Consider the following 26,811-nt stretch of genomic DNA (forward strand, 5'->3'; position numbering starts at 1 on the left):
GACAGATTCAAAGAAACGTTTGCGGCGCTTGGAGTCAATGCGAATGAAGTTGCCTTGAAAACGGGTGAAAGCAATGCTAAATTCTACAACATTTTGAATGGCAAGGCTCAACCGTCATTTGTTACTATTCAGCGATTAATGAAGCACTACCCTCGGGTCAACAGTAACTATCTGCTCAATGGAAAACTACCCGTTTTGCACAATATTGGTGCTGAAATTTTAGGTACTGGGCTGATTTACATATACTTGCCGGTTATTGTACCACCTAATGCTGCTAGTATGAATAATGAAACTTACCCTGTCTTACTACGTGAAAACACTAAGGATAATCTGACCGATTGTGTTGTCGTTAGAGTTACCGATAGTTCAATGTCGCCTAGTATTCGGCCTGACACAGTGCTGTTAGCGCGCGCAGTGCCGGTTGCAGATTGGGACTATCTGAATTCAGTTCTCGTTGCAGTTAACTATAGGAACGTACTCGTAATTCGCCGTGTCAAGGAAAACGATTTACTAACAAAAGGGTATCTGACATTGTAAGCTGACAGCGAGCAATCTGGTTATGTCCACGTAAAGCGTGAGGATGTCCACTCTGTATGGAAGATAATAGAAATCGTTAGGGGTGGAATTGAATAACAATCCCCGAACACGCCTTAGCTTCCAAAATCATAACTAATAGATTTTCAATTGTATACGCCGTATTTATGGTAGCTCCGGCGGAGCTACCATAAATATCATAAACCGGCCATACGGGTGTGTATGGGCCGGTTTATGATATTTATCTGTTTCTAAATCAGCGGCTACTCCTTTTTCGCCTTCTTCGCTTTCTCAGTATTGGGTACGTTTTGTTTGCCGGCTTTCGAACCGGCTACTTTCTTGGCATTGGTTGCCTTCTTCTCGCTGTCTGAGAGTTTATCCCAGGCGTCTTTCGGCAGGTAGCGTGTTGTCCCCCCCTCTCGTTCAGCGGGTTTACCATCCGACGTTTTCCAGTCCTGATCGGTCCACTCACTCAGGTGCTTCTGCGACTCGGTTTTCTTATCTTCTTTATAACCTCCGCCCTCTTTTTCATACTCGTGTGTGAGCAATTGGGCTTTTCGTGCACTCCACTGACCTGCTTTCCCGCCTTTGTCGTCGGCTTTAATTTTCTCTTTCAGCCGTTCACGTAAATCCGGATCCGTATAGTTATCAGCTTTAGCGGCCGTTTTTTTAGGTTTCGTCGGTGTCGTTTTCTTCCTGGATTTTGATTCATCAGTCGAATCCTTTTTTGTAATTGCTGCCATACCGTTGCGTTGGATGCGAGTCGCTACAGACTCGGCGTAAAACTTCTTTTAGATCAGACCATAACCAGCTCACTTTATTTTTGTTCACCTACCGATATTATGGTTTTTTGACTATTAAATTGTACTCAGAACCTCAATTCAGTTATGAGTATGGCAGCAGACACCGCATCAACAGACCCCGCTTCGCAGTTATTAGTCATACCTGAGCTATTTCTTAAATGGGAGCAGGTAAAGCCACAGGCAACGTACCTGCGGCAACCGGTAGGCGATGCGTTTATCGACTTTACCTGGGCCAACGTTGGTCAGCAGGCGCGTCGGATGGCAACATACCTGAACTCATTGGGATTACCACTCGGTAGCCATATCGGACTGGTATCGAAAAATTGTGCACACTGGCTCATAGCCGATCTGGCCATTCTTCTGAGTGGTCATGTGTCGGTGCCTTTCTACCCTACCCTAACAGCCGACCAGCTTCAGCAGGTACTTGTCCATAGTGAATGTCCGGTTCTCTTTGCTGGAAAGTTAGACAACTGGGCTGCTATGAAATCCGGTGTTCCGGATGGGGTAATGCTGATCGGCTTTCCTGGCTACGGCCCTTCCGGTCCAACAGATCCTGATTTAATGAGTTGGGAATCGATTATGGCTCAATATGAGCCCATACGGGACGTATTCCACCCAAAACCCGACGATCTGTTCACAATTATTTACACTTCCGGCACCACCGGCAACCCCAAAGGGGTGATGATCGACTACAAGGCCGTTGCCCAAGCCATGAATGACACTCGGGAGCAAATGCTTCACGATACGCCTGAGGCGCGTTTTTTTTCCTATCTGCCCCTTTGCCATATTGCTGAACGGAATATTGTTGAGGCCGTGTGCCTCGCAACTGGCGGCACTATTTACTTCGCCGAATCGCTCGACACCTTTGCGAAGAATCTGGCCGTCGCTAAGCCTACTCATTTTCTGGCCGTGCCTCGCATCTGGACCAAGTTTCAGCTCGGGATTCTGGCCAAAATTCCGCAGAAGAAACTCGATACGCTGTTGCGCATTCCGGTAGTATCCAGCCTGGTGAAGCGGAAAATCAGGCAGGGGCTGGGGCTCAACAACGCTCAGTTAATCATAACTGGTGCGGCACCTATGCCCCAATCGCTAATTAAGTGGTTCCGTCTCCTTGGCATTCACATTCAGGAAGCATACGGCATGACCGAGAATCTGGGCGCTGTAACATTGATGCCCCGATACGACATGCGCGACGGAACCGTTGGACAGCTATATCCGGGCATGGAGGTTCGGATTGATTCACAAACTGGCGAAATAGCGACAAAATCAGGCTGGCTGATGCGTGGTTATTTTAAAGAACCAGCACTGACAGCCAACGTTTTACAGAATGGCTGGCTGGCTACAGGTGATGTAGGTACGTTAGACGCCGATGGTTATCTGACCATTACCGGACGAGTCAAGGAAATGTATAAGACGGCTAAAGGAGAGTATGTAGCTCCGGCTCAAATCGAGTTTGGCTTCGCCGACAACGCGTATATAGAACAGATTTGCGTGGCTGGCCAGCAATTGCCACAACCACTGGCGTTGATCGTCTTATCAGAGATAGGTCGCCACGCCGACCGAATTGTGGTGGAACGCAGTCTCGAAGACACGCTGACAGCCCTCAACCCCAAGCTACATACCTACGAGCGGGTTCGTAAACTCGTGATTGTACGTGACACCTGGACGGTAGATAACAACCTGATGACGCCCACGATGAAGATCAAACGCAACATTATTGAAGCCCGATACAATGCTAACCTACAGCCCTGGTACGAAAACGATGAAGTAATCATCTGGGAGTAGACCAGACTAGTACGTTAACTTTCGCAAACAATTTTTTCTTGAACAGGTTCTATGTGCAGACTCAAGGAGGGTCTACATTATACACAATGGGTATTAACCCAACTAAATCTTAACGTCATGAACGAGACAACAGCCAGCGGTCTGTGGGACCAAATGAAAGGTAAAATTAAACAAGCTTACGCTGACCTAACCGATGATGATCTGACCTATGCCGAAGGCAAGGAAGACGAAATGTGGGGCCGGGTACAGGAAAAGACAGGGAAAACCAAAGACGAAATACGTAAATCCGTTGCCGACTTATAGTTAGCATTGTTTATAAGAGAGCCCGGTTGATCATGTAATCGACCGGGCTCTTATGCTTCCCGGCGCCTGAAAACAGGATGCTGATTTATACAATTGGAAGAATCTTCATTTACTCGATGTTCCACGGATAGGTAGGTATCGGTGTCAGTAAGGCCCTTACGGGCGCTTTCATCGGTTTGTCCGTGAAACACATTTGCATATTTCTTCGTATGCCTTGACTCATATAGCCTAAATCACAAACTTAGGTAGTCCATAGGTATATGTTTCACTTGATAACCGCTTGGATAGTATGCGAGTACAGACTCACGCCGTGCACTTCACGGCCGACCAGACACTTCTGGACTTCATTCAGAAGAAACTTAACAAGCTCGACACCTTTCACGATCGGATCGTGAGCGCAGAGGTGTATCTTAAATTAGACGGAGCCGAAACCGCCAAAGTGAAAGACAAGATCGTCGAGGTGCGGCTCAATATTCCCGGGAAGGAACTTTTCGTCACTGAACGTAATAAGTCGTTCGAAGCAGCCATCGAACACTTGATGGATGTGATGAAAGATAAACTGGTTCGCTCTAAAGAAAAACGAACCGATTTTTCAAGCCCGGCCATTACTAAAGCCAAATCCCAACAGGAAGAAGAAGCCGTTGAACAAGACGAGTATTAACGTCAGTCATAAGTAAGAAAAGTCGTAAGGCGCGCCGCTGAACTCACTCTCGTGACGTAGCGGCGCGCCTTACGACTTTTCTTACTTATGACTGACGGTTACAGCCCAAACGCTTCTTTTACCTGATCAACGAAGTCGAGCTTCTCCCAGGTAAACAGTTCAACTTCCATTTCCTTTGTTTGTCCATTACCACCAAATGTTTTGGTAACGATCTCGTTCTTACGGCCCATGTGCCCATAAGCCGCCGTTTCGGAATAGATCGGGTTACGGAGTTTCAACCGTTGCTCAATCGCGTATGGACGCATGTCAAACAGTTGGGCGATTTTCTCGGCGATAACACCATCATGCAGGTCGGTTTTCGCTGTGCCGTAAGTGTTTACATACAAACCACAGGGCTTGGCTACACCGATGGCATATGACACCTGCACCAGCACCTGATCGCAGAGGCCAGCCGCCACCATATTCTTGGCAATATGCCGCGTAGCATAAGCTGCCGACCGGTCTACTTTCGAGGGATCTTTGCCCGAGAAAGCACCGCCACCGTGGGCACCTTTCCCCCCGTACGTGTCAACGATGATCTTACGGCCAGTAAGGCCCGTATCACCGTGTGGGCCACCAATTACGAATTTACCCGTTGGGTTAATGTAATAGGTAATATCATTATTGAAAAGACCCTGAAGTTCCGGCTTCAATTTCGCTTTCACGCGGGGAATGACCAGATTGATGATATCTTCACGAATCTTCGCCAGCATAACTTCATCCGTGTCGAAATCATCGTGCTGCGTAGACACGACAATGGTATCAATACGAATAGGCTTATCATCATCTGAATACTCGATCGTCACCTGCGACTTGGCATCAGGCCGAAGGTAGCCGATGAGGTCAGGCTCGGTGTTACGGATCAACGACATTTCGCGCAGGATGGCGTGGGCCAGATCCAGCGGTAATGGCATGAAATTGTCGGTTTCGTTTGTAGCGTAACCGAACATCATGCCCTGATCACCAGCACCCTGTGCGTTGGCTTTCGTTTCAAAATCGTTAGTCTCAACTTTCCGATCCACCCCCTGGTTAATGTCGGCCGATTGGTCATGTAGGGCCGAGAATATCCCGCACGAGTTGGCTTCAAACATGTATTCACTCTTCGTATAGCCGATCTTACGAATCACCTCACGGGTAATTTTCTGAACGTCCAGGTACGTTTCTGTCTTGATTTCGCCAGCCAGTACGACCTGCCCCGTGGTTACCAGGGTTTCACAGGCGACTTTACTGCTGGGATCAAAAGCTAAGAAGTTATCGATGAGGGCGTCGGAGATCTGATCGGCGACTTTGTCGGGGTGTCCTTCAGAAACTGACTCGGACGTAAAAAGATAAGGCATTGCGACTCCGTTATAACTTGGTTGAAGTCGCAAAACTAAAGCTTTCCGGGCAAATATAATGGCCTGGTGTCGTTATGCTTTAAACTGATTCAGAGACATGATTGATTGATAATATATCCAACAAATACTTGTAGGTATTTGCCTTATAGTAATATCCGGCTGGAAGAGGGATAACCATACGAAACAGCAGCTTACTTTGATGCGTTAACTCCACCCCATGAAACCCATTTGCATCATCTTTTTGAGCTGCCTAACCCTGGTATCTGCTTACGGTCAACCTGAAATCACTCAGTCAGATTCAGTTACAGTAACAACTGATACCCTGCCGCCCAGATCGGCCATTCGTAAAGGGCGCTTGGCAACGGTCATAGCCACAGAATCGGCGTTGTATCTGGGCAGTATGGCCTATTTACAATTTGTCTGGTATAATGGCGACAAACGAGTACCCTTCGAGTTTTATAATGACACGGGTGGTTACCTCCAGGTGGATAAGTTCGGGCATGCCTACGGAGCCTATCTGGAAAGTTACCTGGGCTATCATGCACTGCGATGGGCCGGTGTCTCTAAAGGAAAAGCGCTGCTCTACGGTGCCACGCTGGGTTTTGTGCTTCAGGCTCCAATCGAAATTTGGGACGGGCTCTATGAAGGCTGGGGATTCTCCTGGGGCGATATAGGAGCTAATGCGTTCGGAACGTCTTTATTTCTGGTACAGGAACATCTGTTCGATGAGCAGCGGATCAAGTACAAGTTTAGCTTTGCCGCCTCTCCCTATGCCCGGCAGGCCAATGGCTATTTAGGCACTACCTCGCTTGGGCAGGTCTTCAACGATTATAATGGACATACGTATTGGCTAAGTATGAGTCTGAACCGGATCATTCAGTCGCCTAAGATACCTGCCTGGCTGTGTGTCTCTGTCGGGTATAGCGCCAACGGCATGTTCGGCGAATTCAAAAATCTGAGTTACTACGCTGGGGCCAGCATTCCGGAAACACAGCGGTACCGACAATTTCTTCTCTCGCTGGATGTAGACTGGACGAAGATAAAAACCCGAAGCAGGTTCTTAAATAGGCTGTTCAAGAGCATGTTCATGCTGAAACTTCCCTTCCCGGCCATCGAACTCAATTCGAAGGGTCAGTTCAGAACCTACGGTCTCTATTACTGAACGAACAGGTGATCAGAACAATCGTTTACGAAATACATCAAACGCACCTATCGTAAAAGGACCAAGCGGAACGCTACTCATAATGAGCAGGTCCTCCCACAGACTAGTGTCTTCATCTAAAAAACGAAAGATGCGGGCGGGTGGGTTTCGCTCATACAGACGCGTAAAAATATCGTCGGCGGGGTGCCGTTTATTTTGCAGCACGTTCAGTAAGACACTGTCTAACAGCCCTTTAAATGGTTTTGTAAACCATGATTTTCGCCGTTCAGGCCGGCCTGTTGCGGCCAGCATGTTCACCAGTTCGCGCAGGTAATGCTGGGTACGTTGAAAGGTATAACCCGTTGACGGCTTAGTGTATCCACCCGACGTGCCAATGCGCACAATATGATCAGCGGGGTTTTCAGGAGCGGGTTCGTCAGACATCGGTATGACGCCAAATTCCGTTTCACTGATCTGATACGTGCCTGTGTCCAGAAACTGATCAATATAGGTACGTAGGGAGGTCTCGTATTCTTCCGGTGCGAGTAGTTTTTCGTTAAAGATCGTGTATTCTACCATGGCCGTCTTCTCGTTGAAGGGCAATACGTAGAGGAACCGACAGTCACCTTGCTGCGCCACCCGGAAGTCCATCATCCGCGGCCGGTTAACATCAAAGCAGGGCTTCTCAGTCGTGATAACCCACCCTTTGAAATGCTGAAGCAGATTATGATGATCCGGGTTCTTCAGATTAAGCGGGTAAGTGCTATCGAAGATAAAGTCGGCCACGATGGGCTCATCATCCACGATCAGAAAGCCACCGTCTGCCGTATTTATGAGCCGGTTGATCGTCCCCTGCCTGAATTCGATATTGGGAAAATTGGCCAGATGTGCCCGGACATGATCATAAAAATCGATGCCCCGAAGCATTTTGTACTGGTAATCACCGATGTTGAGCGGCCCCGACAAGGTTGTACCATAGAAATCAACGGTATTCCATTTGCGGAACAGGATCGGCTCAAAGGGGCCTTCGCCGCGCTCCCAGAAACACCAGGTACGATCGTTTGTATCCTTTGCCTCTTTGTCAATGATCAGCACCGACCGGTCACGTAGTGGGGATAATGTCAGGTAATAGGCTAAACTTAGTCCAGACATGCCTCCTCCCGCAATGACATAATCATACTTTTTCATCCTTAACCCATAAAAAAGCCCTGCCGTACAGACAAGGCTTTGGTATTATAACCGAATTAAAGGCAAGTTGGTTATACGTTCACATGCTTTTCAGCATGGTAGCTAGACCGCACCAGCGGGCCCGACTCAACGTACTTGATACCCCGTAATTCGCCCTGCTCTTTATACATGGCAAAGGTATCGGGGTGAATCCATTCAATCACTTCGTGGTGCATTTTGGTCGGTTGCAGGTACTGCCCTAGTGTCAGTATGTCGCAGCCGTGCTCAACCAGGTCATCCATCGCTTTTAGCACCTCGTCGGTAGTTTCGCCTAACCCGAGCATAATACCCGTTTTGGTGCGCTGACCATACTCTTTGGTGCGACGAATCTGCTCCAGACTACGCTCGTAACGTGCTTGGGGACGTACCCGGCGATAGAGCCGCTCAACTGTTTCCATGTTATGGGAGACCACTTCCTGCCCGCCTTCAATCATTCGGATCAGAGCATCCCAGTTTCCTTTCGTGTCAGGAATCAGCGTCTCTATCGTAGTGGTTGGCGACGCTTCTTTCACCGCCCGAACGGTTTGATACCAGATTTCGGCACCCCTATCTTTTAGTTCATCGCGGTTCACGGAGGTGATGACAGCGTGTTTCACCTTCATCAGCGTAATGGCTTCGGCCACCCGGCGGGGCTCGTCGGTATCGTATTCGTTTGGCCGGCCGGTAGCTACGGCGCAGAAGGTACAGCTACGGGTACAAACATTGCCCAGGATCATGAAGGTAGCCGTGCCAGCTCCCCAGCACTCGCCCATGTTCGGGCAATTGCCGCTTTCGCAGATCGTGTGCAGTTTATGGGTATCGACAAGCTTCCGAACGTTTGCGTAGGCTGGCCCGATGGGCAATTTCACCCGTAGCCAGTCTGGTCTCTTCTTCCGCTGTTCGGTAGAGGCGATCACAGGTAATTCGATCATGATGGTAAAGCCGCTTATTTCTTTGAAAATGCGTTTGGGCGGGGTAAAGTTCGGCAGATTAGTGGCAGTTGACGGTGGCAGAAAGCAGGCGCTGCTAATCAGCTCTTTACTTGCCTAGCGGTGACTGCTTTCTGCTATCGTCAACTGCCACTTATTTTTTCGTTCCGAAGAAGAGGGTAACGTACCCGGATGTGAAGAAATTACGGTTACCAAGCGAACGGTCGCCGAGGGCAGTGTTTGTGTTTGGCACGATCACGATCCTGCTCGGGTAAATTTCCGAAAGAAATCCGATTTCAAGACCCGTTGTGTTGCTGCGAAAAGCACTCAATTCGAAGCTCAGAGCCGCTTTGGCATGCAGACCCACCGTCAACTTCGATTCGCCCAGGCCCTGAAAAAAGCCGCCCGAACCAACGATGAACTCTGCCCGGCCACCCGTAGCAGGCGAGGCAATAGCTTGTGAATACGGAATCTGCCTGGTTGTATTCCCCGACGAGACTTCGACATAATAGGGCTTAATGATGCCAAGGGATGGCCCGGCAGCGAAAATGGCATTTACCGAAATACCCTCATCTGTATTGCGGCGAAACAGGGAAATCTCGCGGCCATACTGCGGACGTATAACGAATAAATAGTTCTCTTTACCAAGCAGGAAAGACCCACCGAAATTATTGCTGCCAGCGGCGTATTCGCGCGGGTGTTTGACGTTCACCACTTCGACACTGATATACCGATACTGCGTTTTACCGAATAGCTCATCGTCAAGCCGTTTCGACTGGCGGAATACAAACCCACCCAATAGCCCGGCGTTTGTGTTGGTTGTGATACCGAACGTGGTGACGGTATGAAAGTTGTCTTCGTCAGACCCATCAGGCGATTGAGCCCATGCAGGCATAGCCAGCAGGAGAAAACCCGTTAGCGTACCGAAAACCAGCGTATATATAGATTTCATCAGCGTAATGTCAGAACACGAAAGATACTACTTTTAGCTAAAAACGTTCAGGCTCAACCGGATGTTTCACGGCTTTTGTTCCACCGACACTTTTTCTTGGCACCGGTAAGTTGAACAGTAGTCGATCGCATAAAAAATGAGGCCAGATTCGGCCTATCCACGGATAGCTACCTAATCTGGCCCATAGTCAATGCGGTTAGAAGACGATCAATGACCGCCTTTGCTGACAACCGCTTTATCGAAATCAATTCCCTGCTTGCGCAGGATCGCCTGTACACGCAGCCCGAAGAAGAAAAGGTAAGCAAAACAGACAACCGCCGTCAGATATGACAATTGAATACCTACTGAGTCGGCAATTTTCCCCTGAATAAGTGGGATAATTGCCCCGCCAAGAATCATCATGATCAGGAAAGCAGCGCCCTGATTGGTGTACTTACCTAAGCCGGCCGTTCCAAGCGAGAAAATACTTGGCCATAGAATAGAGCAGAACAACCCACCGCTGATCAGCGAGAAGAGCGCTATTTTACCCGTAGCAAACACACCGATGATGCTTAGGATAGCGCCAACGGCGGTAAAATATAGCAGAATCGTCACTGGCTTTTCACGACTGGCCAGGTACGTTGCTATCATAACGAAAATACAAACGATGTACGGATATAAGTCGCTAACGTCGCCACTATACAGCGCATTGACGCTCAACACAATTGCAAAGGCCACTAACGGCACAACAATTATCAGAATGCGCTTTAATGCAGCTGACGGATTAAAATTGGCGATTGAGGCGGTCCAGCGGCCGATCATCATGCTACCCCAGAACAGCGATACGTATTTAGATACCTGCGAAGCATCCAGTTTCTCGGTTTGTTTGAGGTATTCACCCAGGTTACTGCCGATGGTTACTTCCACACCCACGTAAACAAAAATGGCTGTCATGCCCAGTACCAGTTGTGGATATTTCAACACACCGGTTCCAACCTCAACTTCTTCATCGTTGGTGATATGCGGTAGCTTCGATAACTTAAAAAAGCCAGCCAGGGCCAGGAAAAGTGCACCCAGGATCAAGTATGGCACTTTTACAGATTCGATTGTAGCGTTGGCAGCCGCGTCGGCCGATATAGAGCCGAAAATGGCAAATGAGATGATAACGGGCCCGATTGTACCACCCAGGTTGTTGACAGCTCCACCCAGGTTGATCCGTTGCGCGCCAGTTTCCGGTGGTCCCAGCGCAATCATAAATGGTTGCGTGGCGGTTTGTTGCAGGGAAAAACCCAGGCCCACGATAAACAGACCCGACAGCAGCAGCGCATACGATTTCATTTCGGCGGCCGGGTAGAATAGCAACGTACCCAGCGCCGAGATGAGCAGGCCGTAGATGATTCCGTTCTTGTAGCCGATCCGGTTCAGAATGTCGGTCTTGATCGAAGCGGACACCAGCAGGTACATAATTGAGCCTACGAAATAAGCCGCGTAAAAGGCGAAATCGACTAATTGTGCCTGGGTTTGGGTCAACTGAAACTTGTCTTTGAAGAGCGGAATCAGGATACCATTGGAGGCCGCCACGAAGCTCCAGAAGAACCAGACGGTCACGAGGGTGTACAGGGCCGAGCGATTCTCGGTTTGCTGCGTGAGGGGTTGGCCCGAAGAGGTAACGGGTTCGTTTACCATGCGCAAAAGTTAGTTAGGAGACAGAAGTAGGGAATCGACGCATCTAAATAAGACCGCCTGTGAACAAAACTAACCACAATTTTGCACACTATTCGCCCTCAGGCCGACAGGATGCGGGTCTTTGCCTATTTTTGACAATTCGTTCACGAGTCAATTTCAGGAAGCAATGCCTACCATTCAGATTAAATACCTCGGTGATTTACGCACCGAAGACCTTCACCTTCAGTCGGGAACCCGCATTCATACCGATGCCCCCACCGATAATCAGGGCCGGGGCGAGGCCTTCTCTCCCACCGATTTAGTAGCCAATGCACTGGGTACGTGCATTCTAACGACGATGGCCATTTTTGCCCGCCGCGATGGTATCGAACTGGAAGGCAGCGACGCGAGCATTACCAAAGTGATGTCGCAGGATGCACCCCGCCGAATCGTTAAAATTGAGATTGAGATGACTTTGCGGGCCAATACTGCCGATGGCAGCCCCGTTACTGAGGCGCAGAAGACGAAGCTGGAACGCATTGCGCATACATGCCCCGTTGCCATCAGCCTTCACCCCGATCTGGAGCAGGCCGTTTCGATTACCTGGGCGTAAACATATGATCGGCGTAGGCTCCCGTTCAGGCGGGGGGCTACGCCGATATGAGGCTAACCTTCTTCTCTACTCTTCGTCTTCTGCCGGAGCGGGCGGAATAACGATACCAGCGAAGAGCTTGTCCATTTTTTCGGCGTACTCGGCGGTATCATCCAGGAAGAACTGGAGATGTGGCACAATCCGAAGCTGATGCCGGACGCGTTCGCCCAACAGTTGCCGAATTGTTTTGTTTTTCTCCTCGATGGTTTCCATCAGGAGGGCTTTGTTTTTCGCAGCCAAAAAACTGAGGTACACCCGGGCGATACCCAGATCGGGCGACACCCGCACGTTTGTGACAGTTATAAACGCGCCATTGAATGCGTGGGGCAGCTCACGTTGAAAAATCTCGCCGAGGTCTTTCTGTAATTGCCGGGCTACCTTTTGCTGTCGTTTCGATTCCATAGGGCAAATATCCGTAATTTCGCCGGTTGGCTTAGTGTACTAACCCATATTCGCTCTCGTAAGTTGCTCAGTTTTTTTCGCACATTCGCACCCTACCAGTATTTTAGCCTGTTGGCCGTACTGATGCTGATTCGGCTGCCCCTGCTGGTTTCGCCTCTCCCCCTGCTGATTCCCGAACTCAACTGGATGCTGGTTGGCGAGCAAATGCGGTTTGGACACACGCTATATAGTGGTATCTGGGACAGTGTTAGCCCACTTTCGGCGGGGGTATACTGGTTTATCGATCTGGCAGTGGGGCGTTCGCAACTAGCGTACTGGATCGTCGCCACCGGCCTCTCGATCTTTCAGCTGGTGTATTTCAACTACATGATGAACGCGCGCGAGGTTTTTCCGGAGCGGTCATTCTGGCCCGGTTTGTTCTACACCCTGTTCCTGAATCTGTCGTTCGATTGCGCTACCCTCTCGCCGGTACTCATGTCGCTGACGTTTCTGTTGCTGGCGTTCGGTTCGCTAATCAAGCAGCTGGGTCGGCAGGGGGCCACCGATGAAGTGTTTGAAGTGGGCATTTACGTAGGCATTGCAGCCCTGTTTTACTTGCCATCCGGGTTGTTCATCATCTGGGTATCACTGTCATTACTCTTCTTTACGGGCGCTACATTCCGGCAGCACTCACTTACGATTTTCGGCTTTGCCTTTCCCATTCTTCTGGTCGTTTTCTACTACTATTTCACCGATTCGCTCGACGATTTCAACCGTAATCTTCTGACATCCGTGTTCCGGGTACGTCAATACGATCTCAGTGATTTCAAAACATTGCTTGTCTGCCTGATCGTACCACTCACGGTAGGGGTCTTTGGTTTTTTAAGCCTGTTTAACAGTGTTAACAGGTACGTTAACTTCCAGCAGCGCTGCCAGCAGATTATGCTCATGTGGGCGATTACGGCCGTTCTGACCATTCCGCTGATGCCTTTTCTGGCTCCAATGCTGTTTCTGACATTTGTGCCGCCTATGGCTTTTTTCGCGGTGCTGTACTTCAGTAATGTCCGCAAAGTCTGGTTGCGCGAACTGGCTTTTCTTGGTGTTGTGCTGGCCATAGCCGGGGTACTGTATCAGGGAGCCATGCGCTTATTACCGGGTGTGGAAGTTGGGCGCCTCAGCAATCTTCAGGTGAAGGCGTCATCGCTCCCCGACTACATCCGGAACCGTAAAGTCCTGATCATCGACGAGGATCTGAGCGGATACCGCTTCAACCGGCCGGCCACTCCGTACCTGAATTGGGACCTTGCCAAATATGACCTTCGGAACCTCGATAGCTACGAAGCCGTCATTAATATTTACGACAATTTCCGGCAAGATCCACCTGAGTATGTAGTAGACCGGCAGCAGGTCATACCCAAGCTCTTTCAGCGTGTGCCTGCCCTGGCCGCGCTCTACAAACCCACGGAAACGACCGGCATTTATAAGCGAGTTCGATAGAAGTGACCGCCACCACGCAAGGTTAATGGAAAATTCATTGACCCGTTTGAACAGCTTCCCCCCAAAAATGCGTTATTGTTCTCCGGACCTGTTCGTACTCGTCCGGAGAACCTGTTTTTAAACACTTCACCTTTCGACTGTATTTCGTACAGCGGCACCTGTAATAACGTACCTGCTGTTCATCGCAAATCACATGGAAACAACGAATTCCCCCTCAACTGCCACCACTCCGCAGCAAGTAAATACCGGTCCCGGCTCAAAAGAGGCCACACACCGCACTGATAGTCAGAGTACAAGTGAACTCAAAAAAGACTTACCAAAACGCGACGAATCGCTGCTAACCCCCGAGGAGCTTCGCATCAAAGAAGCCTTTCAGGATCGCAACTGGAACGAGATCAAAACCTCCGATTCGTGGGTAATATTCAAGGTGTTGGCCGAGTTCGTTGAAGGATTTGATAAGCTGGCCCAGATTGGCCCCTGCGTGTCGATCTTCGGCTCGGCCCGGACAAAACCGGAAAATCCGTATTACAAGATGACCGAAGAGATTGCGGCCAAACTGGTGCGCCACGGCTACGGCGTGATCACGGGAGGCGGACCAGGCATTATGGAAGCGGGCAACAAAGGTGCCTTTGAACAAGGCGGTAAATCGGTTGGCCTGAACATCAAACTCCCCTTCGAGCAGCATAGCAATATCTACATCGATCAGGATAAAAACATCAACTTCGATTTCTTCTTCGTACGCAAGGTGATGTTCGTCAAATATGCGCAGGGCTTTGTGGTGATGCCCGGCGGGATGGGTACGCTCGACGAACTATTTGAGGCCCTGACGCTTATTCAGACCAAGAAAATTGCCCGTTTCCCGATTGTGCTGGTTGGTAAAGATTACTGGAAAGGCCTGATCGACTGGATTGTGGAAACGATGCTGAATCAGGAGCACAACATCAATCCCGAAGATATGAAGCTGATTAGTGTGGTAGACACACCAACCGAAGCCGTAAAAGTCATCGACGATTTTTACGACAAATACCTGATGAAGCCCAACTTCTAGGAAGAAGCCTGGGGCCTGGAGCAGGGAGATAAAAACTCGCCCCAGGCCCTTTACCCTAAGCCTAATAAAACACCTCTGTTTTGTTGGTCTCCAGCGCTTCGATCAGTTGGGCGTAAGGCCCGGATTTAGCATCGTTGCTGGTAAGCGGGTTACTGCGGATATAGAACTTTTTCAGGCTCTTCAGGCCGATCAGCGTGGTTGGCAAGGTTTGCAGGTTGTTATTACTAATATCAACCGATTCCAACATTCCCAGCCCCAACAGTACGGCAGGTACGTTACTGAACTGATTATAACCAATATCGAGAATCTGCAAGGATTCCAGTTTGGCAAATGAATCGGGCAACTGACTCAGCTTATTGTGATGAGCAAACAGTGTGGTAAGCCGCTTTAACCGGGAAAGCGAAGGCGTAAGGGAGGCAAGTTTATTGTTGGCAACCGCCAGTTGTTCGAGCCGTTTCATACGGCCAATTTGCCGGGGTAGTTCTGCCAACTGGTTATAATACAGATCGAGTACCACTACATGTTTCAGCTTTCGGATCTGCCGGGGCAACGTTGTTAATCCTGCATTGTACAGGTTCAGGTCATTCAGTTTACGAAGACCGCGCAATGGTCTGACGTTCAATTCGACCAGGTTATTGTTCCCCATCCATAGGCTTTCCAGTTGCTTCGCATTTCGCACGGAAACCGGAATTCGGGTCAGCCTATTCCCCTGGAGCGTCAGTGCCCGCAAGGTGGATTTCTTCGCGATAAACACGCTGTCGTCGCCAATTGCATTATAGAGAACACTTAACCGACGCAGACTTGGCATATCAGTCGTGAGCCGGAGAGGCAGTTGCGTAAGTTTATTCTTCGACAGATCAAGCTCTTCCAGATTCGGGAACCGGTAGACGACTTCAGGAACGGTGGCTAGCCCTAACTGGTTAAAATGCAGATACTTGACGGTATCGGGCCGGGTTGTTGCACGAGCTGCCTCGATCGTGCTGACGGTGCTGTCGCCCGTACGTACCCGCCGCGTTTCACTGTACAATGGACGGCCGTACGACGTTCCGAAGGTTGACTGAAACGGTTTTGATACGGTAATTGGAAAAGAAGTTTCGGCATAGAACCCCGTCAGACGGGCGAGCAATTCCTGGAGTAATTTATCAGGCACAACTCCGCTTGGCCTGATCAGCACCCACTCCACTGCCCCGATTGCGCTAACATATTCGGTTGCCATATAGGAGAACCCATAGGCCGGAAATGGCCCCTGCTTTTCAACGAACGCAAAGCGGCTTCGGTCGAAATCGCTTCGCACCTTGAACATGGCCGTGCGTTGTTCGGCGCTCATCCCCTCACTCAGCTTTCTCAATGGCAGGTACGCTGCATCCAGTTTTGCTAAGCTGAGCCCGTATTTCGCCGTATCGGACAATACAATAACCTTCACTTGCGCGCGGACAGCAACGCTAAAAAACAGGACGATGATCAGAGTGAGCCGAAACGTGTTCATGGAGAGTGTCGGAATCGATTAGTTAAGTAGATGCGAAACCGTTTCCTATTCCACAGGCTATGGCCTACTTTTTTATTATACTGAATTTAGGGCATATCGATTAGCCAAAACCTGTATACAGATTGATGGGTTGCCTATTTATTGTTTCAACACCTTGAACTGGCTACGTCGTCCCTCCTGCTCAGCGGTCAGGATGTAGACGCCAGCCGGTTGAATGCTCAGGTCGATACGATGCTGAAGCTGCCCCTGCCAAACAGTACCTATTGATGGCTGCACCAACGTACCTGCGGCGTCATATACCCGTATCCGTACATCGCTCTGGCCAGGTACGTCCCCCTCGATCAGGAGCCAGCCAGTCGTAGGATTAGGCCAGGCACGTACCTGCAAGGGCAAAGCCGGTTCGGTAGCCAGTAATTTAGTCACCGTAATCAGGGCTGTGCCGGTTGCTGTACCTACCCCACACTGGCTATTGCTGACCTCCGTCAGTCGAAAACCAGCGGTAGTATCAGGCTTCACCGTCAGGGTATAAGGTGTGGTGAAAGTGGTAAACGTGCGCGGTCCGAAGAAATCAGTCAGCACAAAACGCCAGGGCGGCCTTCCGGTGAGCATCACACTAATACGTGCGGAATCTCCTTTAGAAATGGATGTCGTACCCGTCAACGTACCCATGGGAGCCGTACCAAGCGTAACCGGAAACGACGTTGAGCCACTATGCGCCGGGCTGCTGGATGCTACGCGAAACAAATAGCCGGATCCCGGCGGCGTACCCGGCGGAATTGTGGCCGTCAGGCGTTGGGGAGCCGTTACCGTGCCAATGGGTTGAAACGCACGGCCGGTTGAATCTGATAGCAGCAGCGTAAATCTGTTATCGTCCCCAAATGTACCAGTTGGCATATAGTCTGCTTCAACAACCTGACTGGTGCAGTAAGTACCGTAGAGCGACAGCCATCGTATGGTCACGCTGGACGTTGGCAAAACAGAGACGGAATAGACTCCCGTTGCTGTTGGTTGAGTGCCGCACCCATTCTGTACCCCCGTAATTGAATAGCTCGTCGACTGGGTGGGATAAACAGTGACTACGTCCTCACTAAAACGAATGACAGCCGTTTCGCCGGTCGAAAAGGTAACTGAGCAGGGCAAGCCACCCGTGGCCCGCACCGAAAGGCCAATCAGTTCATTGGCATACACGGCTCGCGCACCAGCGACAAGCGATACCTGAACGGGCTTTTGCACCAGGAAGACGGTACCCGATGTGAGTGTGGTGGATGGGGAAGACGACACAACGCGCACGGCATATGACGCCGCTTTCAGCCCATTTGGCACCGAAAAAGTACCGTTCGCGTTGGCCGTTTCTGCCACCCGCTGTTGCTGGCTGGTAATCTGGTTGACCACGTAAATGGTAAATGAATTAGGCGCAGTGAACTGGCCCCCCACCACGTAGCTCAACGATATGGGTTCGTCTTCGCAGTAAGTCGTTTTCGACGGTGTAAGCCGACTCAGTGACGGTCCCTCAACAACCTGGACACGACCAATGCCGTTTCCGTACCCACATTGGTTATAGACCGCGCCGATGCTGTACGTACCTGGTTTCGAAATGGTAAAATCTGCCTGCTTCGACACTGTAGAAATCAACTGGCTTTGCGCGTCGCTCAGGAAAACGAGGGCACCCGACCCACCTTCTTCCCGCACGCGCAACAACACCGATGACCCTGCTCGTATTGAAAGCGACTGTTCGCCCGACTGCCCCGATAAGGTAACGCCGGGCACGTCTGAAAGCAACGTCGGTTGCTGGGTTATGTTTGTCGTAATGTCAGTTCCATTGAGTCGGTACGCTATCCGGTAATACCATTTCTTACCAGCCAGCCCTTTCGACAAGGTAATACTCAGTGGCGAGCTGGTTCCGCTGGTAGGAACGTCCTGAAACGTCGTTCCGTCTTCAGACAGTTGGGCCACAAAGTTACCTCCGGCTGGTAAGGCTCCGTTGAGTGTATAGCCAATTGTTGCGGGTAGGTTGGTACAAGGAGACAGCGAGGCGGCATTGATTTTGAACACGTAAGGCATCACCACAGCCGTTGCCTTTGTGGTTGGAGTCAGCACTTTACCGCAGCCGTCGACCAGTTTTCGAATGAAATAGTCGGTAGTGACAGCGGGTGTATAGACCGGATTCAGGCGCTCGTAATCACTATACCCGCCCCCGCCCTTCGTCCCATCCGACAATTCGTAGTACGTCACGCCTCCTTGGCCACTTAATGAGTAATTGGCAAATATGGCCTGCCCGGCAGCTACCGTAAGCGACCCATTTACACTGTAGGTGCTTCCCAGCGTTGAGTTCAGTCGTAAAATCACGTTCCCATCACTAGTAGCGGTAAACACCGGTGCCGGCAGTTCATTACTGCGCGTTACGGGATTGGTAGTGACCACCCGGATGCGGTAATTACCAGTTGCAGTTGGCAAGGAGATAGAAAAACTACCTGCCCGGCTCACAACCGTTAGGATCGTGGGTGCAGAAAACTGCCCGTCACGGTCTGACAGTTGCACCTGAAACTGGTTATCAGTGGAAAAAGCCCCTATCGGCGATAGGTTGAACCCCCTGCGGGCACCAGCACATCCGGTATAATTGGCATTGTCGACGGCTAAATAAACCCCCGTTGGTTGCGTACCAGTCGTATTCAGGTTGACAGATACACTACTGACGGCTTCATTAGTGCCACATTCATTTCGGGCCGACACAATGGAATAGGCCAGACTCTGCGTCACGTATACCTCGCCTAGGCTGTACCGGTTAGCCAAACCAGTGTTTGCATTACCCAACAGGAACACCTCGCCACTACTCAAACGAACTTCGGTACGCCCACCACCAAGCCAGTTTACGGTGGGCGTCCAGCTCCCAACGTGATCGGTAACGTACCCGGTTAGATCAAACGTTACGCGAGGGGTTGTTTTTACGACCAGCGAAAGGGGTGCCGTAGTGATAGGATTCCCGGTTGACCTGTTAATAAGGCTTATCTGCTCACTTCTGACCGACGGGGTAGATTCGGGCAGTGTAAATACAGCCTGCCCCGGCCGCACAACCGTTGCCTGTGTCTGCACGCCCGACCCCAGCCGTACAAGCAAATCAGCGGGCAACGTGTATCCCGGAGAGGTTGTATAATACAGGCTAACTGGGGTTCCGACGCAAATCTCACCAGCCGACAGCGAATCGATTCGCACACCGGGCACTACCTCTACCGTTACCTGCCGATTCGAGAAACTCGCCCCGTAATCGCACTGCCCCGAAAATGATGCCAGGCTATACGAAGTAGTCTCGGTGGGTCTGACGTTAATTTCCTGCCGCCCCCAGCCGTTGATTGTAAACGCCCGGCCATCGTTGCTGGTCAACGTACCATAACCGTCGGAGGTGTAGCTAAAGGGCAGCGAAACAGTTTCGCCAAATGCTATTTGTACACGTGTCCGGTCGAACTGGAAACGCGGTTTACGAAGCACACGAAGAAACTGACCTTCTCCGTAATACTGAGAAATACCGTTTTTGGTATCGAAAATCCGCAAACGCACGTCTGATCCGATTGGCAGTTCGTCTGGAATCTGGATTTGCAACGGACTCGCTGTGCCACTGACAGGCAAAGATACCGACCGGTTACCATCTGACCGATAGATCAGTTCAGCGCCAAAAGAATGGGTCAGTGGCAGCGGCCCGCTGGTTGAGTAATATGCCAGAAGTGTTGTCCCCGTACAAAATACATCTTGAGCAGCCAGGAACTGAATCCCAACCGGATTGACCCGAACGGTTACCGACGTTGAACCAACGGTTCCATAGCCGCAGGCATTACGAACGCTGGCAATCTGATACGTGGTCGTGCGTTCGGGGGAAACGTTGATATCATAGAGATAGTCATCGCCAAAACCTGTTTGCTGAACATACCGGGCGCTATCCTGCAAGGTCAGGGTGTAGGAAGCACCGCCAGTCAGTTTCATCCGCAACAGACCGGATGCATAGGGGTTTCGTGGTTCTGCCGGAAACGTAGAGACACCCGTAAGGTTGGCCGTGGGTAGGCTCACAATGGAGAAACTCGCTCCCCAGTTACTGACAACCTGCGGTTTACTAGCCACAATTCTGAATCCATAACTCGATTTTGGGACCAGTCCTACCGGCAAGGTAGTGGAGGCAGGGCTACTGACCGACGAGCCTGGTAAGTCAATAAATGTCTGCCCGCTATCTGTGGTCAATTGCACCCTGAATGTATTATCAGCACTAAAATTTCCACTGGTCGTGAACGACAGGCTTACCGCGCTACTACTGCAACGAGACGACGCCTGGTTTGACTCCAGCGTGATTGACTGTCCTTTGCTTGCCGTGCAGACAACTAAAAACAGATAGAGAAGCCAGTACCTGTGGCGCATTGGGTGATGGATTGGGTGTGCCTACAAAAAAGAGAATGTGTGTATTGACTAATTTACAAGTATACAAATTGGGCTACTATCCCAAAGTAAGGCCTGCCGCATTTCTTCCGGTTTGAGCAAAAATTTACTAAGCGCCGAACGCTCAGCGACCACAATTAGTAAAGGGCAGCAAGGCCAGCCAGCCCGCTATCCATTCCTTTCCCCATAACTCCCTATCTTTGCACCCTCAAAATCGACCTACACGTACCCAATGACCGCTCCCATTCGCATTGCCCTTCAGAAATCGGGCAGACTCAGCGAAGATTCATACCAGTTGTTCAAAGCCTGCGGCATCCGCTTCGATTACGGCACAGGCAAACTAAAGTCAGTCTCTTCCAACTTCCCCGCCGAATTTCTTTTCCTTCGCGACGATGACATTCCCGGGTACGTTGAAGACGGCGTGGCCGATCTTGGCATCGTTGGCGAGAACGTAGCCGTTGAAACCGGTCGCAACGTGTCGACGGTACATCGGCTGGGCTTCTCGAAATGCCGCCTCTCGATTGCCATTCCCCGCGGTGACGCCTACAACGGGTTAAGCGACTTGGAAGGCAAAAACATCGCTACCTCTTACCCCAACCTGTTGGGTACGTACCTGGCCGGACAGGGCATTAAGGCAGAAATTCACGAGATCAGTGGTTCCGTGGAGATTGCCCCGAGTATCGGGCTGGCCGAAGCCGTGTGCGACATCGTATCGTCGGGCAGTACGCTGCTTAGCAACGGGCTGAAAGAAGTAGAGACGATCTTCCGTTCGGAAGCCATCATGATTGCCTATCCTGGTTTAGTAGCCGAGAAGCAGACATTGCTTGACCAGTTACTGTTTCGTATCAACGCGGTACAGGCAGCCAAGAACAACAAATACATTGTACTGAATGCGCCTAATGACGCCATTCCCGCCATTGCGGCGCTGCTTCCCGGCATGAAAGCCCCAACCGTGACGCCACTGGCTACCGAAGGTTGGAGTTCAGTCCATTCAGTGATCAACGAAAATGCATTCTGGGAAAACATCGAAGCCATCCGCGCCGCCGGTGCCGAAGGTATTCTGGTTGTTCCGATTGAGAAAATGATTAACTAAAGGAAACCGGGCAATAAGGGTCAAGAATGGTTCTGATCATATACGCTTTGCAGCGGAGCTATTCTTACTTCTTACCTCCTGATTCCCGCCCTTGTGACATGCAAATTATCCCCTTCCCCGACCGTGCTGAATGGCCCCGGTTATTAGCGCGGCCCATGCAATCGTCGGCGCAAATCGAGTCAATTGTTGCACCAATTCTGGCGCAGGTACGTACCCGAGGCGATGCTGCGCTGATCGAGCTGGCCAACCGGTTCGACAACATCGATTTGTCGGCGACGGGATTGCATGTTCCTCAAGATGAGTTGGATGCCGCAGAAGCTCAATTGAGCACCGAATTGAAAGCAGCCATCCGGCAGGCCTACAGCAACATTCGCCTATTTCACGAAGCGCAGAAGCAGCCTGTTCAGAAAGTCGAGACCATGCCCGGCGTCACCTGCTGGCGGCGGAGTGTAGGTATCGATAAAGTAGGCATTTACATTCCTGGCGGTACGGCACCGCTGTTCAGCACAGTGCTGATGTTGGGGGTTCCAGCTCAACTGGCGGGTTGTCGGGAGGTGGTGCTTTGCTCACCAAGCAACCACCCGGCTATCTATTTCGCCGCCAAACTGGTAGGCGTTACGAAAGTATTCCGCATTGGTGGCGCACAGGCCATTGCTGCCATGGCCTACGGTACGGAGAGCATTCCACAGGTATACAAGATTTTTGGCCCGGGCAATCAGTACGTTACCTCGGCCAAGATGCTGGTGGCCAAGGAAGGCACTGCTATCGATATGCCCGCCGGACCAAGCGAAGTGGCCGTTTATGCCGATGACACCGCCGTTCCCGCTTTCGTAGCCGCCGACTTACTCTCGCAGGCCGAACACGGCGCCGATAGTCAGGTACTGCTGGTATCAACAAGCAAGAAGCTGTTATCATCGGTGAATCTGGTACTGAGCACTCAGATGAATAAATTACCACGTAGAGATTTGGCCGCCAAAGCTATTGATAATAGCAAGGCCATCCTGGTCGATACCCATGCCGACGCCATTGAGTTGCTGAATCAGTACGCCGCTGAACACTTGATCCTGAGCGTGGAAAACGCCGAAGCTGTAGCCGAGCAGATCACCAATGCCGGGTCTATCTTCCTGGGCAACTACACGCCCGAATCCGCCGGGGATTACGCGTCGGGCACTAACCACACCTTGCCAACCAACGGTTTTGCCCGTGCTTACAGTGGCGTCTCGCTGGATAGTTTCGTGAAGAAAATCACCGTGCAGCACATCACCCCCGAAGGAATAAAGAACGTGGGGCCCGTTGTGGAGGCGATGGCCGAAGCCGAATCGCTCGATGCCCACAAGCGCGCCGTCAGTATCCGCCTGGCATCGTTGCTGGATTGATTTGAGCGTAAAGTTGTTACCTTGGTGTTAGGTATTCACGCTTATTGAATCATGTAGGATAGTTGTTTAGTAGCCTTTCTGCACAAAATTGCTGTTTTATAAGAAAGCCCTGCTTGATAACGTAAAAAGCTTGTACGCCTCTGATATCACAAAACTTGAAGTCATCGGCTTCCATCGTTTAGACGAGAACGATAAGGCTTATTTTGAGGAATTCTTTAGCACAATTGCAAGTCTTGCAATCACTGCTGAACTAATTGGCCAGTCGATTCGTCTCCGCAAGCGATCGCTCGGTGACGCTATTATCGCTGCAACTGCGCTGATTCACGGTTTGCCAGTTATCACAAATAATGTAATCAACTTTTCAGCGGTTGATGGCCTGACCGTCATTTCCTTAGCCAGCATACTGGACGGAACTGCCGGATAGAACGGCCTAAACCGAGCCAACTAGACTAAGAGAGGGCAATTTCTGCGCTATTTTTGGGGCAACGTACCTGCTAAAGCAATTCGTTGCTGAGTCCTCAACCAATGCCTCATCCTCACGAATCCATCATTGCCAGTCGGCTGACTCTATCGGCCAAATCGGTTGCCAGTACGCTTGACCTCCTGACTGGCGGCGCCACCGTACCCTTCATTGCCCGCTACCGGAAAGAAATGACCGGTGGCCTCGATGAAGTGCAGATCGCTGCCATCCGCGATCTGGCCCAGAAACTGACCGATCTTGACAAACGCCGCGAGGCCATCATTACCAGCATTACCGAACAGGGTAAACTGACGCCCGAGCTTCGCAAAAAGCTGGAACTCGCCGACTCTATGACCGAGTTGGAAGACCTGTATTTACCCTACAAACAGAAACGCAAAACCAGGGCCATGATGGCCATAGAGCGTGGGCTTGAACCCCTGGCCGACCGTATTTTCAGTCTCCGCGATCCAAATCCGGAGCAAACGGCCAGCCGTTACCTGTCTGACAACGTTCCCAGCATTGCCGACGCGCTGCAGGGTGCCCGCGATATCATTGCCGAACGGATCAGCGATGACGCCGATGCCCGCCAACGCATTCGGATGTTGTTTGAACGCGAGGCTATCATCCGGTCAACGGTAAAGAAAGGCAAACAGGAAGAAGGTGCGAAGTACAAAGACTACTTCGATTTTGCCGAAGCGCTTCGGAAAGTACCTTCGCACCGCCTCCTGGCCCTGCGGCGTGGCGAAACGGAGGGCATTCTGAACGTAAGCATTGCCCCCGACGAAGAAGTAGCCATTGACCGTCTGGACCGGCAGTTTGCGGGACGTACCTACGCCGGGGCCACACGAGCCAGTCAGGAACAGATGGAACTGGCCATTAAAGACAGCTACAAACGGCTGTTGCGCCCCGCGCTGGAGAACGAGTTTGATAACCTGTCGAAAGAGAAAGCCGATCAGGAGGCGATTCGCATTTTTGCGGGTAATCTGCGTCAGCTACTTCTCAGCCCGCCACTGGGTCAGCAACGCGTTTTGGCCATTGACCCTGGTTACCGAACCGGTTGTAAAACCGTTTGCCTCGACGCGCAGGGAAACCTGCTGGCCGATACGGTACTGAACCTGTTTGCCTCCGACAGCGAGAGACAACGCGCGGCCCAGACTGTTCGTAGTCTGATGGAGAAGCACAAGATCGATGCAATTGCTATTGGTAACGGCACCGCAGGCCGCGAAACCGAAACGTTTATTCAGAGTCTGGACTTGGGTAAACCGATTGTCATGGTGAGCGAACAGGGTGCTTCGATCTACTCGGCCTCAGAGGTTGCCCGCCAGGAATTTCCCGATAAAGACGTCACCGTTCGCGGAGCCGTCAGCATTGGCCGGCGTCTGATGGACCCGCTGGCCGAACTGGTAAAAATTGACCCTAAATCAATTGGCGTAGGCCAGTATCAGCACGATGTGGATCAGAATGGCCTGAAAAGGAGCCTCGACGACGTGGTCGAGAGCTGCGTAAACTCAGTCGGAGTTTCGCTCAACACGGCCAGCGCGTATCTGTTGCAGTACGTGTCGGGGCTGGGTCCGCAACTGGCGCAGAATATAGTTGCCTACCGGGCGCAGCAAGGGGCGTTCAAAACCCGAGAGCAATTGAAAAAAGTACCCCGTCTAGGCCCCAAAGCCTTTGAACAGGCCGCCGGTTTCCTGCGCATTTCTGATGCTATGGCAGATTCGGGTATGAATCCGCTCGATAATTCGGCCGTTCACCCTGAGCGGTATGAACTGGTTGGCCGTATGGCCGCCGATGTGGGCTGCACCGTGGCTGAGTTGCTAAAAAAACCGGATCTCCGCAAACAGATCAATCCGGCCAGGTACGTGTCGGCAACGGTCGGCTTACCAACGCTCACCGACATTCTGGCCGAACTGGATAAACCCGGCCGCGATCCGCGCGAGGCGCTGACGGTATTCACCTACGACGACCGTGTAAAAACAGTGGCTGACCTACACGAAGGCATGATGCTTCCGGGCGTGGTGACCAACATTACCGCCTTCGGTGCCTTTGTCGACATTGGCGTGAAGCAGGACGGGCTCGTGCACGTATCCCAGATGGCCAACCGGTATATCACGGATCCGAACCAGGTCGTAAAGGTGCATCAGCAGGTAACAGTGAAGGTGCTGGAGGTAGATACCACACGCAAACGAATTGCGTTATCCATGAAAATCTAATAGCTTGCAGTAGGTGTTCGTGCCCTCAACGTGTGCCGAACACCTACGTAAACCTACCCGCTACCCTTATGCAGCAGACGTTTCCCCGCCTTTCTGCCGTACTTGTTGGGCTAACCACCAGCCTGTTTCTGTTCGCTTCCTGCGCCTCAACAGGGCCCCTTCTCTCGTCATCATCTAACCGGTCAGCCACGACCAAAAAGACCACAACGTCTCGTACAGCCTCGTCGAAAACAGCTAAACCGACCAGCCCGTTAAAAACTGTTGATTCGAAAACATACGTGAGCCGCTACGCGCGTGAGGTGATCAGTCAGGCACGTACCTACACCGGAACGCCTTATCGATCAGGGGGAAACACCTACGACGGCATCGATTGTTCCGGGCTGATCTGCTCCGCTTTTTCGGCGGTCGGCCTGAAGATGCCGCGTATTTCCTGGCAGCAGTCAGAAGTGGGATATGAAGTTGAGGTAGCTGAAATCAAACCCGGCGATCTGATTTTCTTCGTTCCTGATCACGGTAAGGCTGGGTACGTTTCTCACGCGGCCATCGTGACCGAAGTGCGTAGCGAAAACGACATCCGGTTTATCCACGCCTCCTCATCGCGCGGCGTCCGCGAAGACAACCTCTATTCCAATTATTTTAAAGGACGGTTTGTTAAGGCATTACGACCCTTTTGAGTCTGATCGATTGCACGCAGCTACTACACGTTGCCATAACGAAAAAGCCCTGAAAACGAGTAGTTTTCAGGGCTTTTCAATTGAGGTGGAGAATATCGGAGTCGAACCGATGACCTCTTCCATGCCATGGAAGCGCTCTAGCCAGCTGAGCTAATCCCCCATTGCGAGTGCAAAACTAGAG

At 51.1% G+C, this 26,811-nt stretch carries 22 protein-coding genes and 1 tRNA gene; 13 read left to right on the forward strand and 10 right to left on the reverse strand.

What is annotated here, in order from left to right; genetic code table 11:
* Positions 1 to 537 (forward strand): helix-turn-helix domain-containing protein (locus J2I46_RS18695; RefSeq protein WP_207330589.1); only part of this gene is annotated, 537 nt, incomplete at its 5' end.
* 260 nt (positions 538 to 797) lie between these two features.
* Here the strand turns inward: J2I46_RS18695 and J2I46_RS18700 are convergent.
* Entirely contained in the window at positions 798 to 1,277 is a 480-nt protein-coding gene (locus tag J2I46_RS18700; RefSeq protein ID WP_207330590.1) for a hypothetical protein, read from the reverse strand.
* 150 nt (positions 1,278 to 1,427) lie between these two features.
* On the opposite strand from J2I46_RS18700, the gene J2I46_RS18705 reads away from it, so the two are divergent.
* The 3 genes from J2I46_RS18705 to J2I46_RS18715 all read left to right on the forward strand — a co-directional run bounded on the left by J2I46_RS18705 (position 1,428) and on the right by J2I46_RS18715 (position 4,086).
* Positions 1,428 to 3,122, forward strand: a complete 1,695-nt coding sequence (locus J2I46_RS18705) for an AMP-binding protein (protein WP_207330591.1) — start codon at positions 1,428 to 1,430, stop codon at positions 3,120 to 3,122.
* 117 nt (positions 3,123 to 3,239) lie between these two features.
* Positions 3,240 to 3,425, forward strand: coding sequence for a CsbD family protein (locus J2I46_RS18710; protein WP_207330592.1), 186 nt, complete (start codon positions 3,240 to 3,242; stop codon positions 3,423 to 3,425).
* A gap of 289 nt (positions 3,426 to 3,714) precedes the next feature.
* Positions 3,715 to 4,086, forward strand: a complete 372-nt coding sequence (locus J2I46_RS18715; protein WP_207330593.1) for an HPF/RaiA family ribosome-associated protein — start codon at positions 3,715 to 3,717, stop codon at positions 4,084 to 4,086.
* Between the two features lie 98 nt (positions 4,087 to 4,184).
* Here the strand turns inward: J2I46_RS18715 and metK are convergent, their stop codons facing one another.
* Positions 4,185 to 5,462 (reverse strand): methionine adenosyltransferase, encoded by a 1,278-nt coding sequence (gene metK / locus J2I46_RS18720; RefSeq protein ID WP_207330594.1) that lies wholly within the window; start codon positions 5,460 to 5,462, stop codon positions 4,185 to 4,187.
* Between the two features lie 217 nt (positions 5,463 to 5,679).
* Here metK and J2I46_RS18725 point away from each other — a divergent pair, with 217 nt between their 5' ends.
* A complete protein-coding gene (locus J2I46_RS18725; protein ID WP_207330595.1) occupies positions 5,680 to 6,624 on the forward strand; it encodes a DUF2279 domain-containing protein in 945 nt (314 codons plus the stop codon).
* A 12-nt stretch (positions 6,625 to 6,636) separates the two neighbouring features.
* Here J2I46_RS18725 and J2I46_RS18730 read toward each other — a convergent pair whose 3' ends face one another.
* From J2I46_RS18730 to J2I46_RS18745, 4 genes are all read right to left on the reverse strand, one after another.
* Positions 6,637 to 7,791, reverse strand: coding sequence for a lycopene cyclase family protein (locus tag J2I46_RS18730; RefSeq protein ID WP_207330596.1), 1,155 nt, complete (start codon positions 7,789 to 7,791; stop codon positions 6,637 to 6,639).
* A 71-nt stretch (positions 7,792 to 7,862) separates the two neighbouring features.
* Entirely contained in the window at positions 7,863 to 8,741 is an 879-nt protein-coding gene (gene lipA / locus J2I46_RS18735; protein WP_207330597.1) for a lipoyl synthase, read from the reverse strand.
* A gap of 151 nt (positions 8,742 to 8,892) precedes the next feature.
* Complete coding sequence (locus J2I46_RS18740; RefSeq protein WP_207330598.1) at positions 8,893 to 9,690, reverse strand: hypothetical protein; 798 nt, start codon at positions 9,688 to 9,690, stop codon at positions 8,893 to 8,895.
* Positions 9,691 to 9,897: 207 nt separating this feature from the next.
* The gene (locus tag J2I46_RS18745) at positions 9,898 to 11,355 is read right to left on the reverse strand and encodes an MFS transporter (RefSeq protein WP_207330599.1); all 1,458 of its coding nucleotides are present in this window, start codon (positions 11,353 to 11,355) and stop codon (positions 9,898 to 9,900) included.
* Positions 11,356 to 11,521: 166 nt separating this feature from the next.
* Between J2I46_RS18745 and J2I46_RS18750 the strand changes: the two genes are divergently transcribed.
* A complete protein-coding gene (locus J2I46_RS18750) occupies positions 11,522 to 11,947 on the forward strand; it encodes an OsmC family protein (protein WP_207330600.1) in 426 nt (141 codons plus the stop codon).
* A 66-nt stretch (positions 11,948 to 12,013) separates the two neighbouring features.
* Here J2I46_RS18750 and rbfA read toward each other — a convergent pair whose 3' ends face one another.
* A complete protein-coding gene (gene rbfA, locus J2I46_RS18755) occupies positions 12,014 to 12,388 on the reverse strand; it encodes a 30S ribosome-binding factor RbfA (RefSeq protein WP_207330601.1) in 375 nt (124 codons plus the stop codon).
* Positions 12,389 to 12,451: 63 nt separating this feature from the next.
* Between rbfA and J2I46_RS18760 the strand changes: the two genes are divergently transcribed.
* Positions 12,452 to 13,864 (forward strand): hypothetical protein, encoded by a 1,413-nt coding sequence (locus tag J2I46_RS18760; protein ID WP_207330602.1) that lies wholly within the window; start codon positions 12,452 to 12,454, stop codon positions 13,862 to 13,864.
* Positions 13,865 to 14,057: 193 nt separating this feature from the next.
* Positions 14,058 to 14,912: an LOG family protein gene (locus J2I46_RS18765; RefSeq protein ID WP_207330603.1), complete on the forward strand. Its 855-nt coding sequence runs from the start codon at positions 14,058 to 14,060 to the stop codon at positions 14,910 to 14,912.
* 61 nt (positions 14,913 to 14,973) lie between these two features.
* Here J2I46_RS18765 and J2I46_RS18770 read toward each other — a convergent pair whose 3' ends face one another.
* The gene (locus tag J2I46_RS18770; protein WP_207330604.1) at positions 14,974 to 16,398 is read right to left on the reverse strand and encodes a leucine-rich repeat domain-containing protein; all 1,425 of its coding nucleotides are present in this window, start codon (positions 16,396 to 16,398) and stop codon (positions 14,974 to 14,976) included.
* Positions 16,399 to 16,536: 138 nt separating this feature from the next.
* Complete coding sequence (locus tag J2I46_RS18775; protein ID WP_207330605.1) at positions 16,537 to 20,796, reverse strand: T9SS type A sorting domain-containing protein; 4,260 nt, start codon at positions 20,794 to 20,796, stop codon at positions 16,537 to 16,539.
* 250 nt (positions 20,797 to 21,046) lie between these two features.
* Here J2I46_RS18775 and hisG point away from each other — a divergent pair, with 250 nt between their 5' ends.
* From hisG to J2I46_RS18800, 5 genes are all read left to right on the forward strand, one after another.
* Entirely contained in the window at positions 21,047 to 21,907 is an 861-nt protein-coding gene (gene hisG / locus J2I46_RS18780; RefSeq protein ID WP_207330606.1) for an ATP phosphoribosyltransferase, read from the forward strand.
* A gap of 98 nt (positions 21,908 to 22,005) precedes the next feature.
* Positions 22,006 to 23,283 carry a histidinol dehydrogenase gene (hisD, locus tag J2I46_RS18785; RefSeq protein ID WP_207330607.1) on the forward strand — a complete coding sequence of 426 codons (1,278 nt, stop codon included), beginning with the start codon at positions 22,006 to 22,008 and terminating at the stop codon, positions 23,281 to 23,283.
* Between the two features lie 88 nt (positions 23,284 to 23,371).
* Positions 23,372 to 23,707, forward strand: coding sequence for a PIN domain-containing protein (locus J2I46_RS18790; protein ID WP_207330608.1), 336 nt, complete (start codon positions 23,372 to 23,374; stop codon positions 23,705 to 23,707).
* 101 nt (positions 23,708 to 23,808) lie between these two features.
* Positions 23,809 to 25,956 (forward strand): Tex family protein, encoded by a 2,148-nt coding sequence (locus J2I46_RS18795; protein ID WP_207330609.1) that lies wholly within the window; start codon positions 23,809 to 23,811, stop codon positions 25,954 to 25,956.
* 68 nt (positions 25,957 to 26,024) lie between these two features.
* Positions 26,025 to 26,630 (forward strand): C40 family peptidase, encoded by a 606-nt coding sequence (locus J2I46_RS18800; RefSeq protein ID WP_207330610.1) that lies wholly within the window; start codon positions 26,025 to 26,027, stop codon positions 26,628 to 26,630.
* A gap of 86 nt (positions 26,631 to 26,716) precedes the next feature.
* On the opposite strand, the gene J2I46_RS18805 is transcribed toward J2I46_RS18800, so the two are convergent.
* Positions 26,717 to 26,790 (reverse strand) — tRNA-Ala (locus J2I46_RS18805).
* Between the last annotated feature and the right edge of the window lie 21 nt (positions 26,791 to 26,811).

This window comes from Fibrella forsythiae (genome assembly GCF_017353175.1).
Classification (GTDB): Bacteria; Bacteroidota; Bacteroidia; order Cytophagales; family Spirosomataceae; genus Fibrella; species Fibrella forsythiae.

What these genes read in the sequence shown, in the direction of transcription:
- J2I46_RS18700 (WP_207330590.1), bottom strand. Translation starts at nt 1,277, where the DNA reads ATGGCAGCAATTACAAAAAAGGATTCGACTGATGAATCAAAATCCAGG.
- J2I46_RS18705 (WP_207330591.1), top strand. Translation starts at nt 1,428, where the DNA reads ATGGCAGCAGACACCGCATCAACAGACCCCGCTTCGCAGTTATTAGTC.
- J2I46_RS18710 (WP_207330592.1), top strand. Translation starts at nt 3,240, where the DNA reads ATGAACGAGACAACAGCCAGCGGTCTGTGGGACCAAATGAAAGGTAAA.
- J2I46_RS18715 (WP_207330593.1), top strand. Translation starts at nt 3,715, where the DNA reads ATGCGAGTACAGACTCACGCCGTGCACTTCACGGCCGACCAGACACTT.
- metK (WP_207330594.1), bottom strand. Translation starts at nt 5,462, where the DNA reads ATGCCTTATCTTTTTACGTCCGAGTCAGTTTCTGAAGGACACCCCGAC.
- J2I46_RS18725 (WP_207330595.1), top strand. Translation starts at nt 5,680, where the DNA reads ATGAAACCCATTTGCATCATCTTTTTGAGCTGCCTAACCCTGGTATCT.
- J2I46_RS18730 (WP_207330596.1), bottom strand. Translation starts at nt 7,791, where the DNA reads ATGAAAAAGTATGATTATGTCATTGCGGGAGGAGGCATGTCTGGACTA.
- lipA (WP_207330597.1), bottom strand. Translation starts at nt 8,741, where the DNA reads ATGATCGAATTACCTGTGATCGCCTCTACCGAACAGCGGAAGAAGAGA.
- J2I46_RS18740 (WP_207330598.1), bottom strand. Translation starts at nt 9,690, where the DNA reads ATGAAATCTATATATACGCTGGTTTTCGGTACGCTAACGGGTTTTCTC.
- J2I46_RS18745 (WP_207330599.1), bottom strand. Translation starts at nt 11,355, where the DNA reads ATGGTAAACGAACCCGTTACCTCTTCGGGCCAACCCCTCACGCAGCAA.
- J2I46_RS18750 (WP_207330600.1), top strand. Translation starts at nt 11,522, where the DNA reads ATGCCTACCATTCAGATTAAATACCTCGGTGATTTACGCACCGAAGAC.
- rbfA (WP_207330601.1), bottom strand. Translation starts at nt 12,388, where the DNA reads ATGGAATCGAAACGACAGCAAAAGGTAGCCCGGCAATTACAGAAAGAC.
- J2I46_RS18765 (WP_207330603.1), top strand. Translation starts at nt 14,058, where the DNA reads ATGGAAACAACGAATTCCCCCTCAACTGCCACCACTCCGCAGCAAGTA.
- J2I46_RS18770 (WP_207330604.1), bottom strand. Translation starts at nt 16,398, where the DNA reads ATGAACACGTTTCGGCTCACTCTGATCATCGTCCTGTTTTTTAGCGTT.
- J2I46_RS18775 (WP_207330605.1), bottom strand. Translation starts at nt 20,796, where the DNA reads ATGCGCCACAGGTACTGGCTTCTCTATCTGTTTTTAGTTGTCTGCACG.
- hisG (WP_207330606.1), top strand. Translation starts at nt 21,047, where the DNA reads ATGACCGCTCCCATTCGCATTGCCCTTCAGAAATCGGGCAGACTCAGC.
- hisD (WP_207330607.1), top strand. Translation starts at nt 22,006, where the DNA reads ATGCAAATTATCCCCTTCCCCGACCGTGCTGAATGGCCCCGGTTATTA.
- J2I46_RS18795 (WP_207330609.1), top strand. Translation starts at nt 23,809, where the DNA reads ATGCCTCATCCTCACGAATCCATCATTGCCAGTCGGCTGACTCTATCG.
- J2I46_RS18800 (WP_207330610.1), top strand. Translation starts at nt 26,025, where the DNA reads ATGCAGCAGACGTTTCCCCGCCTTTCTGCCGTACTTGTTGGGCTAACC.